This is a genomic window from Flavobacterium sp. TMP13 (assembly GCF_050847115.1).
Classification (GTDB): Bacteria; Bacteroidota; Bacteroidia; order Flavobacteriales; family Flavobacteriaceae; genus Flavobacterium.
This window is the reverse complement of record NZ_CP193656.1, coordinates 2,613,040-2,631,274: the sequence shown is the minus strand read 5'-3', so window position 1 is coordinate 2,631,274 and position 18,235 is coordinate 2,613,040. Positions and strand designations below refer to the sequence as shown.

Below are 18,235 nucleotides of genomic sequence, written 5' to 3'. Positions count from 1 at the left end.
GATAAAGTCAATAGTTATTAGCACTTTTTGGTATACCGATTTGACATTTAAAAGTAAAATTTTTATTTATAACTGTGTAAGAACTAAATTATATTAGCATTTAACCAATCAAATAATAATTTATAAGCTATTTCTCTTGCTTTCTTTTTGGATAGGGCTAAATCGTGCACCGCTCCTTCTACTCCAATAATGCTTTTTTGCGGTGCTTTTATTTTTTGTGCATTTTTAATAATATCGTTGATGTTCAAAATTGCATCGCCAGTAAACATTTCTTCACTCCATTCCGACGGGAAAATTGATTTTTGGGAATGCAATATTAATATCGGCTTATCCAAAATAACACCTTCGCTAATTTGAGAATGCCCTTTGGTAATTGCAGTCAACCACCCAGCATGAATCGGGTTTGCTTTATTGGGTTTCCAATTTAAATCATAATTCCATTCGCCATGATAATCTTGATGCAAGCTTAAGCCATAAAATTCAGAGAATCCTCCAGGAACTTGCAAATCAGGAAACTTTTTTCCTATAGTAGCTACTAACGGAATTAAATATTTTTTCTGATAAACAGGCACATTCATATCATAAAACGGGCTATTGCAATACAATCCTACAAATAAATCTGAGTTTTGACGAGCTGCTGCGTATAATGTAATAATTAATCCTCCTGTAGAGTGACCCGCTAAGATAACCTGCGTATTATTTTCAGTTCTAATAATTTCTAGCGCACGATCTATTTCTTCAAAATATTCAGACAAATCGCGCACATTATTGACCTTTTGATGTGGTAAAATGGAACGTCCATACTTTCTTAAATCAAGCGCATAAAAACGAAAATCATTCTTTAAAAATTCATTTGCCATGCTTTTTTGAAAGAAATAATCATTAAAACCATGTAAGTACAAAACCGCTTTTGAAGTCTCTTTGCTACTTTGCTTGCGAACCAAGGTCGCAGTAACTGCTCCTTCGTAATCGTCCCTCTGAACTAAAGTAGCTTGTTCGAAACCATCTTTTAAAATATCTTCTGTGTAGGTAATCAAATTCATTCTGCTAATTGTGTTAAAAAAACATAATTTTAAAGATAAAACAATCTTTTGGCTTTCTTGGTACTCTATAATTATTACTTTTGAAATTGAGTACACAAAAAAATCCATCATGCATCAAATGTTCCAAAAAACTATTGTTCTATTTTTGTTTATAAACCTACAGTTTTCCTTTGCACAACAGCCCGAAAAACCAAGTGCTGTTGAAATTTACAATCAAATACAGAAATTAAACTTCTTAGGTTCTGTACTTTATGTTGCCGCTCATCCCGATGATGAAAACACCCGATTAATTTCTTTTTTATCGAATGAAACTAAAGCGAGAACAGGCTATTTATCGTTAACTCGTGGCGATGGTGGACAAAATTTAATTGGACCACAATTGCGTGAACTATTAGGAGTAATACGCACACAAGAATTATTGGAAGCTCGAAAAGTAGATGGCGGTGAACAATTTTTTTCACGTGCCAATGATTTTGGATACTCTAAAAATCCTGATGAAACTCTTGAAATTTGGGATAAAGACAAAGTATTAGCAGATGTAATTTGGGCAGTTCGCAAATTTCAACCCGATGTAATCATCAATCGTTTTGACCATAGATCTCCAGGAACTACGCACGGTCATCATACCGCATCGGCCATGCTGAGTGTTGAAAGTTTTAGTTTGAGCAACAATCCTAAAATACACCCTGAACAACTAAAATTTGTACAAACTTGGCAACCTAAACGTCAATTTTTTAATGCATCGTGGTGGTTTTACGGCAGTCAAGAAAAATTTGATGCTGCTGACAAGTCTAAAATGATAGCCATTCAAACGGGTGTTTATTATCCCGAAATCGGCAAATCAAATCAGGAAATTGCTGCTTTAAGTCGTAGTAGGCATCAGTCGCAAGGTTTTGGAAGTACAGGAAGTCGTGGTGTGGATACTGAATACATCGAACTTATAAACGGAGAAAAAGTAAATTCTTCTATTTTTGAAGGAATTGATACAACTTGGAATCGGATTCCAAACGGAAAATCGATTGGTATTTTTATAAATGCTATTATCACTAGATATGATTTTACCAATCCGTCGGCAAGTATTGCTGATTTGGTAAAAGCATACCAAATGATTGAAAATTTAAAAGAAGAACATTGGAAACCTTTAAAACTAGAGGCTTTAAAAAAGATTATCTCTGCTTGTTCTGGTTTGTATTTAGAAGCGTCAACAGCACAACAAGAAATGACTCCTGAAAGTTTGCTGCAATTGCACTTAGAAGCTATAAATAGGACTGCTGTGCCTATGCAATTAGAAAGTGTTACCACTCTTCCTGAACAAAAAAAGACGCTACTTAATAGCACTCTAGATTTAAATGACAGTCGTAAACTTGATCTAAAATTACAGTTACCGCAAGATATTAAATATACGCAACCGTATTGGCTAGAAGAGGAAGCAACAGTTGGTATGTATGCTGTATCTAATCAAGAAAATATTGGAGTACCCGATATTATTAGAGAAGTAAAAGTCATTTTTAATGTAAAAATTAACGGAGTTTTAATTCCGTTTGAAAGGACCGTAATTTACAAATACAACGATCCTGTAAAAGGAGAAATGTATAATTACTTGGATATCGTTCCAGAAGTAACTACTTCTATTACTGAAAAAGTAATGTTATTCACTTCTGAAAAGACAAAAACAATTGCCGTAAAAGTTAAGGCAGGAAAAGATGACTTAAACGGAAAAGTACATTTAGATGTACCCAAATCATGGAAAGTATCTCCAAAAGAAATCACGTTTTCTTTAGAAAGAAAAGGAATGGTGCAAACCGCTTATTTTGAAGTTACTCCTCCTGAAAACTCAGAAGAAGCCGTAATAAAAAGCATTGCAATGGTCAACGGACAAGTTTTTGACAAAGAACAAACCTCTATTGAATATCCTCACATCACCAAACAACAAGTACTGCTTCCCGCAGAAGCAAAATGCATCAGAATGAATTTAGAAACTAGCGGAACTTCAGTGGCCTATATCATGGGAGCTGGTGATGATGTTCCTGAGAGTCTAGAGCAAATGGGTTACAAAGTCACTATTTTACAACCGGAAGAAATTACTAGACAGCGCCTAGAAAATTTTGATGCTGTAATAACAGGAATTCGAGCCTACAATACCGTACAAAGTCTTGCTAACAAGCAGTCTATTTTATTTGATTTTGTTAAAAGTGGTAAAAACATGATTGTACAATACAATACTGCTGGACAAATGGTAACAGATCATATTGCTCCGTACACTTTAAAAATTTCAACCGATCGTGTGACCGACGAAAATGCAAAAGTTACTTTTATAGCGCCAAACCATCCCGTTTTAAATACTCCAAATAAAATTACAGCTGCTGATTTTGAAGGTTGGACGCAAGAACAAGGTTTGTATTATCCAAACGTATACGACAAAGCTTTTACACCTATTATCTCGGCTCATGACAAGGGAGAATCTGCCAAAGAAGGTGCATTATTAATCGCTCCATACGGAAAAGGCTATTATATTTACACCGGTTTAAGCTTTTTTAGGGAGTTGCCCGCAGGAGTTCCAGGCGCTTTTCGATTACTGGCGAATATGATAGAGTTAAAACAAACAGTACAAGATCAAAATAAAAAAAGTAAAAATTAAAAATAGCAACCAATGAAACAGGAAAAAGAGAAAAGTTGGAAAAAAAGTTATACGTATGTGCTTGTAGCTAATGCAATTTATATTGCTTTTTTTTATTTAATAATGGAATTATACTCGTAAGCTATGCAATTATTTGACTGGATTGTACTTATTGTAACACTTTTATTTATAGTTATTTACGGCATTTGGAAAACTAAAGGCAGTAAAAATGTTCAAGATTTTATTTTAGGAAATAATGAAACCCCTTGGTACACCGTTGGTTTATCGGTGATGGCGACACAAGCGAGTGCGATAACTTTTTTATCGACTCCAGGTCAAGCCTATCATGATGGAATGGGTTTTATACAATTTTATTTCGGATTGCCTATTGCGATGATCGTAATTTGTATCACGTTTATTCCATTGTACCATAAATACAAAGTGTTTACCGCTTACGAATTTCTTGAAAAACGTTTCGATCTAAAAACACGTTCGTTGGCAGCTATATTATTTTTATTTCAGAGAGGTTTAGGTACGGGATTAACCATTTATGCGCCTGCCATTATTTTATCGGCTATTTTAGGATGGAACCTAACCATCATGAATATTCTTATCGGCCTTTTGGTTATTATCTACACCTTTTCAGGCGGTACAAAAGCAGTAAACGTTACGCAAAAACAGCAAATGTTTGTAATCATGTCGGGAATGTTTATCACTTTTTTCCTTATTTTACATTATTTACCGAATGACATGACTTTTACAAGTGCACTGCATATTGCAGGAGCCAATTCAAAAATGGATATTGTCGATTTCTCTTTTAATCCAGAAGAAAAGTACACATTTTGGAGCGGAATCACAGGTGGTTTTTTCTTGGCATTGGCTTATTTTGGGACCGACCAATCGCAAGTCGGTCGTTATTTATCGGGCAAATCGGTACGAGAAAGTCAAATGGGATTGATCATGAACGGACTTCTAAAAGTTCCAATGCAATTTTTCATCTTACTTACAGGAGTAATGGTTTTCGTGTTTTTTCAGTTCAATCCAGTTCCTTTAAATTTTAATCCTAACAATAAGATTATCATTGAGAAATCGGCTTATAAGGAAGAATACCATGCTTTAGAAAAAAAATTGGATCTACTTTCTGAAGATAAAAAAGTAGTGAATCTATTGTACATTGATCAATTGAATCAAGATTATGACAATCCAATTTTACGAAAAGAATTGGTTACCCTTTCAAACAAAGAAAAAGACCTACGAGATCGTGCCAAAGATATTATTGCAAAAGCAGATAGCACTACTGAAACTAACGATAAAGATTATGTGTTTTTTCACTTTATTCTGCATTACTTACCCAAAGGTTTGATTGGTTTACTGCTAGCAGTTATTCTTTCGGCGGCAATGTCATCTACTGCTTCAGGCTTAAATGCCTTGGCTTCCACTACTGCAATTGACATTTACAAACGAAACTTGAAAGAAGAGAAATCAGATAAGCATTACTTAAATGCTACCAAATTTTTTACCTTGTTTTGGGGAATCATAGCAATTTTATTTGCATGCGTGGGAACCCTATTCGAAAATTTAATTCAGTTAGTCAACATTATCGGATCCATATTTTACGGAACTGTTTTGGGTATTTTCTTAGTGGGATTTTATTTCAAAAAAATTCAAGCACGAGCTGTTTTCTGTAGTGCAGTTATCAGTCAGCTGACTATTTTTATCATTTACTATTTTGCTATTTTCATTTATCCAAGTGGACAAGAAAAACTAGGTTATTTATGGCTCAACTTTATTGGTGCCATGCTAACCATTATTCTTTCTACAATGATGCAACTGACTATTTTTAGAAAAGATAAAGCAGCTGTCAGCGCTTAACTATAGTAGAATTTTGCTCCAGTTCAATGATTTAAAACGAGTATAGACCATAAAAATATTATTTATATGATTTTTAGAAAAGCTACAAACTTTGATATTGCTGGAGTGATTGAACTACAAAGTACTTATTTACTTGCTAATATCGCCGAGGCAGAACGTGAAAATGGTTTTGTAACAACTCCGTTTACAATTGAACAAATTGAGCAAGCTATTGCCATTGATGGTCTTTTTATTGCCGAAGATGAAAATAAAATTGTGGCTTATGCTTTTGCAGCATCATGGGATTATTTTTCGCAATGGAAAATTTTCCCATTTATGGTTCGTCGTTTACCCTCTTTAGAATTTACATCTGAAACCATAACAACCAAAAATAGTTTTCAGTATGGCCCAATTTGCATTGACGAAAATTACCGAGGTTCGGGACTTTTTCAGCAACTTTTTGAGTTGATGCGAATTGAAATGAACAAACAGTATCCAATTGGTATCACTTTTATAAATAAGATAAATAAACGTTCTTTTGAAGCGCACACCAAAAAACTTAAAATAAAGGTAATCGATCATTTTGAATTTAATGAAAACCATTATTATGGTTTAGCTTTTTTAACAAGTGAAACAGTTTTGGAATAATAGTACTGTAACATTTGCTTATCGGTTTTTAGTAAAAGGTTAATAATACAACTATAAAAATTTAAAAGTAGTTTATAGAAATAGTAGAATTTTATATTGTAATTTAAATTATTGACTATTTTTACCATGGCTTAACTGTGAGAAAATACTTAATTCAAAATTTAGCATGAAAAAGAATGTACTCATTTGTACTTTAGTATTACTAAGCCAAATAATTGTAGCACAAACAACAACTACTAGCGGTAGTAATGTTCAATCTACTTTAACATATTCAGGAATTGAACTAGGTTCAGTAATCGCAATAGTTATTTCTTGGTCCCGAAACGAATCTATTGTTTTTGCAATTTTACATGGGATTCTCGGTTGGTTCTACGTACTTTACTTCGCTATTGTAAGGGCAAAAAGTAGCTAATTTTTTTATTTCATAATCTAATCAATAAAGAACATTTTATAAATGGATATTTTCGAAACTAAAATTAAATAGTTATGATTGCGATTACAGCTGTACTTAAAAGTAAATCCGAAAATGCGATTCAAGTTTTAGAAATGCTAAAGCTTTTGGTCACAGAAACCCGTAAAGAATCTGCGTGCAAACGCTATGATTTGCATTATACTGAAAATGATTTTATTATTTGGGAAGAATGGGAAAATCAAGAAGGTTTAGACCTACACAATACTATGCCATACTTGCAACACTTTATTCAAGAAAGCACTGATTTATTGAGTCGAGAAATCAACATTTTTAAGACAGTTGACGCATTTTAATCGCATAAAAAAAGCCTTACACAATAACATTGCATAAGGCTTATCAAATAATTTTTATATAAAAATTATTTAGGTTAAGTACTTTACCTTTATCTCTCTCGCAGTATCAAATTTGCTTTTTCTAAGTCTTCCGCCGTGTCAATTCCAATACTTACATGTGTGGTTTCCACCATTTTTATCCGTTTACCAAATTCTAAATAACGAAGTTGTTCCAGCTTTTCAGAAGCTTCTAAAGACTTCATAGGCAAATTATAAAAGTCTAATAAAGCTTGTTTGCGAAACGCGTAAATTCCGATGTGTTGAAAATACCGAACTCCAACATTTACTTCTCTAGGATATGGAATCACTGAACGTGAAAAGTACAAAGCAAATTTCGATTGATCGACTACGACCTTCACATTATTTGGATTATTAATTTCCTCTTCATTGGTAATTTCTCGCATAAGCGAAGCTAAATCAACCTTGTTTTCGGTATCGTTTCTAAATACCTGAATTAATTCTTGTAAAGGTTCTGCTGCAGTAAACGGCTCGTCGCCTTGCACGTTTACCACAATATCAACCGCTAAGTTTTCAACTGCTTCTGCAATTCGATCGCTACCCGATTCGTGTTCTTTAATACTCCTGATTGCTTTTCCGCCATGAGAAACAATTTCATCAAAGATTAAATCAGAATCTGTAACCACAAAAACATCATCAAATAATTTTGTGGCAACAGTAGCTTCGTACGTTCGAAGAATTACCGTCTTACCTCCTAAATCTTGGAGTAATTTGGCAGGAAACCGTGTGGAGGCATAACGCGCAGGAATGACAGCAATAATTTTCATATGGAAATCTTCAATACATTAAAACAGAACACAACTTACTAAATTCCAGAAATTTGCTTAATTTCATCTACAATTCGAACCGCTAAAACATCAGCTTCTTTTTGCGTAGGCGCTTCCGTGTAAATTCTGATAATTGGTTCTGTATTTGATTTTCTCAAGTGAACCCATTCTTTTTCAAAATCAATTTTCACACCATCAACAGTCGAAATATCTTCGTTTTTATATTTGCTCGTCATTTGTTCTAAGATAGCGTCTACATCAATTTGTGGTGTCAATTCTATCTTATTCTTACTCATATAATATTCAGGATACGATGCACGCAAAGCAGAAACGCTCATTTTTAAATTAGCTAAATGCGTTAAAAACAACGCCACTCCAACCAAACTATCGCGTCCGTAGTGCAATTCAGGATAAATAATTCCGCCGTTTCCTTCTCCACCAATAACGGCATTATTTTTCTTCATTAATTCTACCACATTTACTTCTCCAACAGCACTCGCTTCGTACGAACCACCTCTTTTTACAGTTACATCACGCAAAGCTCGAGACGATGACATATTAGAAACCGTATTTCCTAGAGTTTTACTCAGTACATAATCGGCGCAAGCCACCAAAGTATATTCTTCGCCAAACATTTCGCCGTCTTCACAAACAAATGCCAAACGGTCCACATCTGGATCTACCACAACACCTAAATCTGCTTTTTCTTTAACGACCAATTCAGAAATATCGGTTAAATGCTCTTTTAACGGCTCTGGATTATGAGGAAAATGACCGGTTGGCTCGCAATATAATTTTACGACTTCCACGCCCATTAATTCTAATAATCTCGGAATGATGATTCCGCCTGAAGAATTTACGCCATCCACAACTACTTTAAATTTTGCTGCTTTTACGGCATCAACATCAACCAAAGGCAAATTTAAAACTTCGTCTATATGAATGTCCATATAGGCATCATTCGTAGTAATTTCTCCCAAAGAATCTACATCCGAGAAATCGAAAGCTTCTGCATCGGCAATTTCAAGAATTTTAGCACCATCGGCACCACTTAAAAACTCCCCTTTAGCGTTCAATAATTTCAATGCATTCCACTCTTTTGGATTATGGGAAGCCGTCAAAATAATTCCACCATCTGCTTTTTCTAACGGAACAGCCACTTCAACAGTTGGCGTGGTAGAAAGACCTAAATCAATTACATTTATTCCTAATCCAATCAAGGTATTAACTACCAAATTATGAATCATTGGTCCAGAGATACGGGCGTCACGACCAACAACGACAGTTAATTTTTGCTTGTCTGAATTTTGTTTTAAAAAAGTACCATATGCCGACGCAAATTTTACAGCATCAACAGGCGTAAGATTATCGCCCACCTTGCCACCAATTGTTCCGCGTATACCTGATATAGATTTTATTAGAGTCATTTTTATGAATTATGGTTATCAATTACAAATATAATAGTTGCAAATTGACAAACTAGTAAAAAAAATAAAAATGCGTGACTTTTCCGTAATAAAACGGGAGTTCACTTTAAATTTTAAATTTCTATATTTACAATACTAACATTAGGAACTCAGTATCTAATTCCTCATCACCTTCTAAATAAATGAATTTCCTAGCACACATCTATCTTTCTGGCGACAACGATCTCATTAAAATTGGCAATTTTATGGCCGATGGTATTCGTGGAAAACAGTTTGAAACCTATCCTACTTTAATTCAAAAAGGAATTTTATTGCATAGAGAAATTGATACGTATACAGATGCACATCCCGTATTTAGACAAAGTACCAAAAAACTACACGAAAATTACCACCATTATTCAGGCGTAATTGTAGACATTTTTTACGATCACTTTTTAGCTAAAAATTGGTCGATTTATTCGGATGAAAAATTAGAGGATTATGTGCAGCGCTTTTATACTTCTCTACATGATAATTACGAATTGCTTTCGGAAAGAACTCAAAAATTAATGCCCATTATGATCCGAGAAAACTGGTTGGGCATTTATAAAAGTATTGAAGGTATGCAACACATTTTGACACAAATGGATAGACGAACAAAAAATCTATCAAAAATGCAGTTCGCTACGACTGAACTTATTTCAAATTATGATATTTTTGAAGCAGATTTCACTCTGTTTTTTGAAGATTTACGAAATCATTGTGCAAAAAAACTACTATTATGAAAAAGATATGCTTTTCAATTTTGTTTGTATCCAGTTTTTGCATTGCGCAAAACACAATACATAAACCAACTGGACTGGTCGCTACCAAAGCAATGGTTGTTTCTGCGCGTGAAGAAGCTTCGAAAATTGGAGTGGCAATTATGCAAAAAGGCGGAAATGCTTTTGATGCAATGGTCGGAACCGAATTAGCACTCGCAGTTGCGTATCCGTACGCGGGAAATATAGGCGGTGGTGGTTTTATGGTTTATCGAAAAGCAAACGGCGAAGTGGGCTCTCTAGATTACCGAGAAAAAGCACCATTAGCGGCTTCAAAAGATATGTTTTTGGATAAAGATGGAAAAGTAATTGCAGGTAAGAGTACAGCAACTGCTTTAGCAATTGGAGTTCCAGGAACTGTTGCCGGAGTTTTTGCAGTCCACAAAAAACTGGGCTCTTTACCCATGTCTGAAATTTTAGATTTGGTTATTGCACTTGCCGAAAAAGGAGTTGTGGTAACGCAAAAACAAGAAAAAAGATTACACGAGTACAGAGACGTAATTATCCGTCGCAACGGAGCTACTACTTTTTTTGCAAAACCGTATTACGCAAACGACACGATTAAATATCCTGCTTTAGCAGCAACCTTAAAACGAATTCAGAAAAACGGAAAAGACGAGTTTTACAAAGGAAGAACAGCTAAAATATTAGTGGAATACCTTCAAAAAAGAGGCGGAATTATCACGCTTGCAGATTTATCACAATACGAAGCCAAATGGAGAAAACCACTTCAGTTTGACTATAAAGATCTAAAAATTACCTCGATGGCTCCGCCAAGTAGTGGTGGAATTTGCATGGCGCAAATTATGAAAATGATAGTTCCTTTCGAAATTTCAAAAATGGGACACAATAAGGAACAAGCAATTAGTGTACTTGTTGAAGCCGAAAGACGTGCTTACGCCGATCGCAGTGACTTTTTAGGTGATCCCGATTTTGTCAAAATACCTATTAAACAACTACTCTCTGATTCGTATTTAAAAGACCGAATGAGTAGTTTTGATCCTGCGAAAGCAAGTTTATCTGCTGACATTAAAGCTGGAAAAATTGAATATGCTGAAAGTACAGAAACAACCCACTATTCTATTGTTGACCAATTTGGTAATGCTGTTGCGGCAACAACTACCATTAATGACGGCTTTGGTTCTAAATATTATTGTGATGAATTGGGATTCTTTTTAAACAACGAAATGGACGATTTTAGCGCTAAACCAGGCGTGCCTAATATGTTTGGTTTAGTCGGAAATAAAGCCAATAGTATTGCGCCTCAAAAACGAATGCTAAGTTCGATGACGCCAACAATCGTCGAAAAAAATGGTGATCTATTTATGGTCGTTGGTTCTCCAGGAGGTTCTACCATAATTACCTCTGTTTTACAAACTATTTTAAATGTTTACGAGTACAATATGAGCATGCAAGAAGCCGTAAATGCCCCTCGTTTTCATCATCAATGGTTGCCTGACGAAATTACTTTTGAACCCAATACTTTTGATCAAATTACTTTGGATCATTTAAAAGCAAAAGGATATTTAATCAATGAGAAAAACACGCCTGTGATTGGTAAAGTTGATGCTATTTTGGTTCTTCAAAATAAAACATTAGAGGGCGGTGCCGATTTTAGAGGTGATGATAAAGCGGTCGGATTTTAAGTCGCTATCTTAAATGAATTTTCACTGTTATTTTCGGTATTTAAAATATACCTAGAATAAAAGCGTAAAGGTCCGTATTTAAAATTGTAAGGTCTAAATTTGCAGAATTACTAAATTTTCAAAATCAACATGTTAAAAAAATACTTTAGAAAACTAGAAAGCATAATCGCAATGTCGCAGTCTATTATGACGCCAAAGCAATTTATATTTCTAGCGAGTGTTCTAATTGGTATTACGTGTGGTTTGGCGGTTATTGTGCTTAAAACATTTGCTCACAGCGTATTTTCTTTCGCCACATACATTAACGGAATTTTAAAATTAAGTTTCATCAACAGTATTCTACCCATAATTGGAATTTTACTAACTGTCTTTGTGGTGAAACGACTCTTAAATGGTTCTATCGAAAAAGGAACTTCTCAAATTTTATATACAATCGCCAAAAAGGCCAGTATTATTCCGCGTAAACAAATGTATGCGCAAATTATGACGAGCTCGTTAACTGTAGGTTTAGGAGGTTCCGCTGGTCTAGAAAGTCCGATTGTTGTAACTGGTGCTGCTTTTGGGTCTAATTTTGCGCAAAATTATAAATTAGGCTATCGCGATCGCACGCTATTAATTGGTTGTGGAGTTGCGGCTGGAATTTCAGCTGCTTTTAATGCTCCGATTGCAGGTGTGCTTTTTGCCATTGAAGTCTTGTTGGTTGATGTGAGCATAGCTGCTTTTATTCCGATCATGATTGCTGCTGCAACGGGTGCCATTGTCTCGGCAGTTGCATTAGATGAAAATATATTATTATCCTTTAGAGAGCAAGAAGCTTTTAATTTTTATAACGTTCCGTTTTACGTACTTCTAGGTATTGTAACCGGCTTTATGGCGGTTTATTATTCACGCAATTTCCAAAAAGTAGAGCATTATTTTGCAAAGATGAAGGTGGGTATTTATCGAAAGGCTTTAATCGGTTCTTCACTTTTAGCACTTCTGATATTCGTATTCCCAACATTGTTTGGTGAAGGTTATGAAAGTATTAAAACCTTGGCCGAAGATCCCGCGAAGCTAATGGAGAATACGCTTTTTGAAGACTTTAGACACAATCCTTGGGTGTTGTTGTTTTTTGTTGGAGGAGCAATGATGATGAAAGTTTTTGCATCTGGACTTACCATTGGAAGTGGTGGAAATGGTGGGAACTTTGCTCCTGCCCTATTTTTAGGTTCGTACTTAGGCTTCTTTTTTTCTAAGTTTTTAAATTTAACCGGCTTGACTAATTTACCAGTCAGTAATTTTACAATGGTTGGCATGGCCGGAATTCTGAGTGGATTGTTTCATGCACCATTGACCGGAATATTTTTAATTGCCGAAATTACGGGCGGTTATAGTCTGATGATTCCACTTATGATTGTTTCTTCGATCAGTTTTGCAATTTCTAAACGATTCGAGAAATACTCTTTGGATGTAAAAGGATTAGCCAAAAAGGGTCACGTTTTTACCAGCAACAAAGATTCAAACATCTTAACAACTTTAGACATTGACTCCTTGATTCAAACGGATTATTTGACTGTAACTGCTGATGAAAATTTAGACAAATTAGTCGATTTAATTTCCCACTCCAATCAAACTGTTTTTGCTGTAGTCAATAAAGAAAAAGAGTTAGAAGGAGTCGTACATTTTAATGACGTTCGCGAAATTATTTTCAACCAATATCGCGTTAAATACACGCTAATTAAAGACATAATGAGACCGCCACCAGATACAATTTACTCGATTGACAGCATGGAAGTGGTGATGAATAAATTTGAAAAATGCAAAAGATCTCATTTACCAGTGGTCAAAAATGGCAAGTATTACGGATTTATTTCTAAGTCGATTGCCTTGGAAGCGTATCGTACTAAATTGCGAGCGATGACGATTGAATAAGACGTACTTCATTATAATGAATAATATTTTAATCAAGTTGAGCGATTGAAATAAATACTAATAAATTTATACAAGTTGGGAAAACACGGAAAAACAATCAAGATATTTTTAATTGATGGCGATGCAAACGGTAGAATGAGTTGCGAACTATCAAATTGGACTGGAAAAGCATATAAAATTCCACGTATAAAAGTAAAAGAATGCGTTGATAGAAATGATTTGACATCTACTGGGGTTTATCTACTATTCGGCAAAAATGATGAAGGTCAAGATATGGTTTATATCGGCGAAGCAGAATCGGTATTAAGAAGATTGAATCAACATTTGGCACAAAAAGATTTTTGGAATGAAGTAATAGTATTCATTAGTAAAGATGAAAATCTTAATAAGGCTCATATTAAATATATTGAAAACAGATTACATGATATAGCAATTTCGTCAAACCGTTATAAACTAGATAATGTAACTATTCCAACACTCTCGTCAATTTCAGAATCTGATCGAGCAGAAATGGAAGAATTTATAGAGAATCTCCGAATGCTAGTAAATACTTTAGGTCATAAGGTATTTGACGATAAAAGAGAAATCAGTAATAATAACCGAAATAAATTGTTCCAAATTAAAGCAGCTCGAGGTGCGGATGCTTTGGGAGAACCTACTTCTGATGGCTTTCTAGTCTTTAAGGGTTCTAAAGCAGCTAATTCAATTACTCCGTCTTTATCACCTTCTATTGTAAGATTACGCGAAAATTTAATTGAGAAAAATATAGTTCAAAATTTAAATGACATATTAATATTTTCTGAAGATTATATTTTTACAAGTCCTTCTCTTGCTGCTGCTATAGTTATGGGGAGAAGTGCCAATGGGCTTGAAGAATGGAAATTAAAAACAGGTCAATCTTTAAAAAGTTTTGAAACGAATAATCAAGAAGAAACTTTAGACAGGTAGAAACAAATTACTAATTTTATATGAATTATAATTTCAGAAAGGCAACACTAGAAGATGCCAACATAATTTGGACGATTCTAGAGCAAGCCATCAACCGTAGAAAACAAGACGGAAGTGAGCAGTGGCAAGATGGTTATCCCAATATTTCAGTAGTGAAAAACGATCTACAGAAAGAGTCAGGATATGTTTTAACAGATAATGATTTGATTATTGGGTATGCCTCGATTGTTTTTAATGACGAACCTGCTTATTCCGAATTGAAAGGAACTTGGTTGACTACTGGTCATTTTGCTGTGCTCCATCGTTTGGCGCTTTCTGAAGATTCTCTAGGAAAAGGTTTAGCTAAAAAAATAATGCTTTACGCTGAAGAAGTAGCTGCAGCAAACAATATTTTCAGTATAAAAGTAGATACTAATTTCGATAATATTCCAATGCTGAAAATTTTCGAAAAACTGGGTTATATCTATTGCGGCGAAGTTGAATTTAGAGGAAGTAAACGAAAAGCTTTCGAAAAAATACTTACTCCTATAGCTTAGTAAAGTACAACTAACCTTACTTTAAAATTTTTAAACGAACTGAAATTTGCCGCTGATTAAAAGGACTTCCAGATATTAAATCCTTTTCATTTTTTTTTATCTTGGCAAAATAGATGCTTACACAGTAGATCGAAATTGGTACACTACCAAGAAGGCTAGCCAAAATTATATCTCCACCAGAAAACGAAAATCCTAATCTATTTGGCGTTTTTTTATGCCCTTTTTTAACATAAAGTTCTAAACTGTAGTACCAAAAGAATAAATCAAAATGGTAACTTTGCTTTTTGCTCAAACTATGTTAGAAAAAAACAATACCATTGAAGTTCTTGGCGCGAGAGTTCACAATCTAAAAAATATCGATATTGCCATTCCGAGGGAAAAACTTGTAGTAATTACGGGTCTTTCTGGATCGGGAAAGTCATCTTTGGCGTTTGATACGATTTATGCCGAAGGACAACGCCGTTATGTAGAAACTTTCTCTGCTTACGCACGTCAGTTTTTAGGAGGCTTAGAACGTCCAGATGTTGATAAAATTGATGGACTTTCGCCGGTGATTGCCATTGAACAAAAAACGACTAGTAAAAGTCCTCGCTCGACCGTTGGAACGATTACAGAAATATACGATTTCCTGCGCTTGCTTTATGCAAGGGCCGCCGACGCATACAGTTACAACACTGGCGAAAAAATGGTTAGCTACAGCGATGAACAAATAAAAGAATTAATAACGACTGATTTTACAGGCAAGCGAATCAATATTTTAGCGCCTGTTATTAGAGCTCGTAAAGGGCATTATGCGGAGCTATTTCAGCAGATTACCAAGCAAGGTTTCTTGAAGGTGCGCGTAAATGGTGGTATTCAAGACCTGGTTGGCGGTATGAAATTAGACCGTTACAAAACGCATGATATTGAAATTGTAGTCGACCGAATGGTTATTGATGAAACGCCCGACAATCAGAAAAGATTGTCTGAAAGTATCAATACCGCCATGCATCATGGAGAGAATGTATTGATGGTTTTGGATCAAGACAGCAATGAAGTGCGCTATTTCAGTAGAAATTTAATGTGTCCTTCAACAGGAATCTCTTATCAAAATCCCGAACCTAATTTATTTTCGTTCAACTCGCCAAAAGGCGCTTGTCCACATTGCAATGGATTGGGAACTGTAAACGAAATTAATCCAAAAAAAATAATTCCAAATTCAAAATTATCTATAAAAGCTGGTGGACTAGCGCCTTTGGGCGAATATAAATCGTCTTGGATTTTCAAACAATTGGAAATTATTGGTGAGAAATTTGGTTTTAAGTTAACCGATGCTATATCCGTAATTCCAGAGGAAGCCATGCAAATGATTTTGCACGGTGGCAAAGATAAATTTACGATTAACTCAAAAGATTTAGGCGTAGCACGTGATTACAAAATTGATTTTGAAGGTATTTCGAACTTTATTAAAAACCAGTTTGAAGAACAATCATCGACCGCAATAAAACGGTGGGCAAAAGAATTTATGGACGAAATAAAATGTCCAGAATGCCACGGTTCAAGATTAAAAAAAGAAGCTTTGTTTTTTAAAATCGAAGGTAAAAATATAGCCGAATTGTGCGATATGGACATTTCTGATTTAACGGTTTGGTTTCAAGAATTGGACGCTCATTTATCCGATAAGCAAAAACGAATTGCTACTGAAGTCGTCAAAGAAATCAAAGACCGATTGAATTTTCTAATGAATGTAGGTTTGAATTATTTGGCTTTAAGCCGAAGTTCTAAGTCACTTTCGGGTGGTGAAGCGCAACGCATACGGTTGGCTACTCAAATTGGTTCCCAATTGGTTGGTGTCTTATATATTTTAGATGAACCAAGTATTGGTTTGCACCAACGAGATAACGAGAAATTGATTCATTCTCTGGAGCAATTGCGTGATTTAGGCAATTCTGTAATTGTGGTTGAACACGACAAAGACATGATTGAACGCGCCGATTACGTAATTGATATTGGGCCGAAAGCAGGAAAATATGGTGGCGAAATTATAAGCAAAGGAACTCCGAAAGAAATTTTAGAACAACATACCATTACCGCTCAATATTTGAACGGCGAAATGAAAATTGAAATCCCTGAGAAAAGACGCGAAGGAAATGGCAAATTTTTAAAACTAACAGGTGCAACAGGAAACAATCTTAAAAACGTTTCTATAGAATTGCCTTTAGGTCAATTAATTGTCGTTACGGGAGTTTCTGGAAGCGGCAAATCGACGTTGATCAATGAAACGCTATATCCAATTTTGAACGCCTATTACTTTAATGGTGTTAAAAAACCGAAACCGTACAAAAAAATTGAAGGTTTAGAACATATTGATAAAGTAATTGCCATTGACCAAAGTCCGATTGGAAGAACGCCGCGTTCAAATCCAGCGACATATACTGAAGTTTTTACCGAAATAAGAAATTTGTTTACAATGACTTCTGAAAGTATGATTCGCGGTTACAAAGCGGGTCGTTTTAGTTTCAATGTCAAAGGTGGTCGTTGCGAAACCTGCGAAGGATCTGGGGTTCGCACCATCGAGATGAACTTTTTGCCAGATGTTTATGTAGAATGCGAAACGTGTCAAGGCAAACGTTTCAATCGCGAAACCTTAGAAATTCGGTACAAAGGAAAATCGATTTCAGATGTATTAAACATGACCGTTGATGAGGCAGTTCCGTTTTTTGAACTGATACCTAAAATTTATCGCAAAGTAAAAACAATTCAGGATGTAGGTTTGGGTTACATTACCCTTGGTCAACAAAGTACAACGCTCTCTGGCGGTGAAGCCCAACGCATTAAATTGGCAGGCGAATTGTCTAAAAAAGATACCGGAAATACGTTTTATATTTTAGATGAACCTACCACAGGATTGCATTTTGAAGACATTCGGGTTTTAATGGAAGTCATTAATACATTGGTCAACAAAGGCAATACCATTTTGATTATTGAGCATAATATGGATGTCATTAAATTGGCAGATTATATTATCGATATTGGTCCAGAAGGTGGAAAAGCGGGCGGACAATTGATCGCTAAAGGAACGCCAGAACAAGTTGCCAAGGTTAAAAAAAGTTACACAGCTCAATTTCTGAAAAAGGAATTGTCGTAATTTTATCTCATTTTTTTACTATTTTTGGTTTGACAATAAGAACTAGAATTGCATTTTATTTAGGTAGGCTGCTTCGTGCAATTTTATAAATA

13 protein-coding genes are annotated in these 18,235 nt (G+C 35.0%); 10 read left to right on the top strand and 3 right to left on the bottom strand.

Annotated features, from left to right (window positions below; all coding sequences use genetic code 11):
- Positions 1–83: 83 nt before the first annotated feature.
- Positions 84–1,043: an alpha/beta hydrolase gene (locus ACRASX_RS11510; RefSeq protein WP_432221324.1), complete on the bottom strand. Its 960-nt coding sequence runs from the start codon at positions 1,041–1,043 to the stop codon at positions 84–86.
- Positions 1,044–1,161: 118 nt separating this feature from the next.
- Here ACRASX_RS11510 and ACRASX_RS11505 point away from each other — a divergent pair, with 118 nt between their 5' ends.
- From ACRASX_RS11505 to ACRASX_RS11490, 4 genes are all read left to right on the top strand, one after another.
- The gene (locus ACRASX_RS11505; RefSeq protein WP_432223089.1) at positions 1,162–3,681 is read left to right on the top strand and encodes a PIG-L family deacetylase; all 2,520 of its coding nucleotides are present in this window, start codon (positions 1,162–1,164) and stop codon (positions 3,679–3,681) included.
- A gap of 123 nt (positions 3,682–3,804) precedes the next feature.
- On the top strand, positions 3,805–5,532 hold the full coding sequence (locus ACRASX_RS11500; RefSeq protein ID WP_066308161.1) for a sodium:solute symporter: 1,728 nt from the start codon (positions 3,805–3,807) through the stop codon (positions 5,530–5,532).
- Positions 5,533–5,598: 66 nt separating this feature from the next.
- The gene (locus ACRASX_RS11495; protein WP_432221323.1) at positions 5,599–6,159 is read left to right on the top strand and encodes an N-acetyltransferase family protein; all 561 of its coding nucleotides are present in this window, start codon (positions 5,599–5,601) and stop codon (positions 6,157–6,159) included.
- 486 nt (positions 6,160–6,645) lie between these two features.
- On the top strand, positions 6,646–6,924 hold the full coding sequence (locus tag ACRASX_RS11490) for a putative quinol monooxygenase (protein ID WP_432221322.1): 279 nt from the start codon (positions 6,646–6,648) through the stop codon (positions 6,922–6,924).
- Between the two features lie 89 nt (positions 6,925–7,013).
- Here the strand turns inward: ACRASX_RS11490 and kdsB are convergent, their stop codons facing one another.
- A complete protein-coding gene (gene kdsB / locus ACRASX_RS11485) occupies positions 7,014–7,748 on the bottom strand; it encodes a 3-deoxy-manno-octulosonate cytidylyltransferase (protein WP_432221321.1) in 735 nt (244 codons plus the stop codon).
- 38 nt (positions 7,749–7,786) lie between these two features.
- Positions 7,787–9,175, bottom strand: coding sequence for a phosphoglucosamine mutase (glmM, locus tag ACRASX_RS11480; RefSeq protein ID WP_432221320.1), 1,389 nt, complete (start codon positions 9,173–9,175; stop codon positions 7,787–7,789).
- Positions 9,176–9,357: 182 nt separating this feature from the next.
- Between glmM and ACRASX_RS11475 the strand changes: the two genes are divergently transcribed.
- The 6 genes from ACRASX_RS11475 to uvrA all read left to right on the top strand — a co-directional run bounded on the left by ACRASX_RS11475 (position 9,358) and on the right by uvrA (position 18,143).
- Entirely contained in the window at positions 9,358–9,939 is a 582-nt protein-coding gene (locus tag ACRASX_RS11475; RefSeq protein WP_066308177.1) for an ACP phosphodiesterase, read from the top strand.
- On the top strand, positions 9,936–11,621 hold the full coding sequence (ggt, locus tag ACRASX_RS11470; RefSeq protein WP_432221319.1) for a gamma-glutamyltransferase: 1,686 nt from the start codon (positions 9,936–9,938) through the stop codon (positions 11,619–11,621). The genes ACRASX_RS11475 and ggt overlap by 4 nt, the downstream gene beginning before the upstream one ends.
- A gap of 129 nt (positions 11,622–11,750) precedes the next feature.
- Positions 11,751–13,532 carry a chloride channel protein gene (locus tag ACRASX_RS11465; RefSeq protein WP_066308185.1) on the top strand — a complete coding sequence of 594 codons (1,782 nt, stop codon included), beginning with the start codon at positions 11,751–11,753 and terminating at the stop codon, positions 13,530–13,532.
- A gap of 75 nt (positions 13,533–13,607) precedes the next feature.
- Positions 13,608–14,480 carry a GIY-YIG nuclease family protein gene (locus ACRASX_RS11460; protein WP_432221318.1) on the top strand — a complete coding sequence of 291 codons (873 nt, stop codon included), beginning with the start codon at positions 13,608–13,610 and terminating at the stop codon, positions 14,478–14,480.
- Positions 14,481–14,500: 20 nt separating this feature from the next.
- Positions 14,501–15,016, top strand: coding sequence for an N-acetyltransferase family protein (locus ACRASX_RS11455; protein ID WP_432221317.1), 516 nt, complete (start codon positions 14,501–14,503; stop codon positions 15,014–15,016).
- A 295-nt stretch (positions 15,017–15,311) separates the two neighbouring features.
- Positions 15,312–18,143: an excinuclease ABC subunit UvrA gene (uvrA, locus tag ACRASX_RS11450; RefSeq protein ID WP_432223088.1), complete on the top strand. Its 2,832-nt coding sequence runs from the start codon at positions 15,312–15,314 to the stop codon at positions 18,141–18,143.
- Positions 18,144–18,235 lie beyond the last annotated feature (92 nt).

Bases quoted from the DNA above. Each gene is read 5' to 3' on its own strand.
- ACRASX_RS11510 (WP_432221324.1), bottom strand. From the start codon at position 1,043: ATGAATTTGATTACCTACACAGAAGATATTTTAAAAGATGGTTTCGAA.
- ACRASX_RS11505 (WP_432223089.1), top strand. From the start codon at position 1,162: ATGTTCCAAAAAACTATTGTTCTATTTTTGTTTATAAACCTACAGTTT.
- ACRASX_RS11500 (WP_066308161.1), top strand. From the start codon at position 3,805: ATGCAATTATTTGACTGGATTGTACTTATTGTAACACTTTTATTTATA.
- ACRASX_RS11495 (WP_432221323.1), top strand. From the start codon at position 5,599: ATGATTTTTAGAAAAGCTACAAACTTTGATATTGCTGGAGTGATTGAA.
- ACRASX_RS11490 (WP_432221322.1), top strand. From the start codon at position 6,646: ATGATTGCGATTACAGCTGTACTTAAAAGTAAATCCGAAAATGCGATT.
- kdsB (WP_432221321.1), bottom strand. From the start codon at position 7,748: ATGAAAATTATTGCTGTCATTCCTGCGCGTTATGCCTCCACACGGTTT.
- glmM (WP_432221320.1), bottom strand. From the start codon at position 9,175: ATGACTCTAATAAAATCTATATCAGGTATACGCGGAACAATTGGTGGC.
- ACRASX_RS11475 (WP_066308177.1), top strand. From the start codon at position 9,358: ATGAATTTCCTAGCACACATCTATCTTTCTGGCGACAACGATCTCATT.
- ggt (WP_432221319.1), top strand. From the start codon at position 9,936: ATGAAAAAGATATGCTTTTCAATTTTGTTTGTATCCAGTTTTTGCATT.
- ACRASX_RS11465 (WP_066308185.1), top strand. From the start codon at position 11,751: ATGTTAAAAAAATACTTTAGAAAACTAGAAAGCATAATCGCAATGTCG.
- ACRASX_RS11455 (WP_432221317.1), top strand. From the start codon at position 14,501: ATGAATTATAATTTCAGAAAGGCAACACTAGAAGATGCCAACATAATT.
- uvrA (WP_432223088.1), top strand. From the start codon at position 15,312: ATGTTAGAAAAAAACAATACCATTGAAGTTCTTGGCGCGAGAGTTCAC.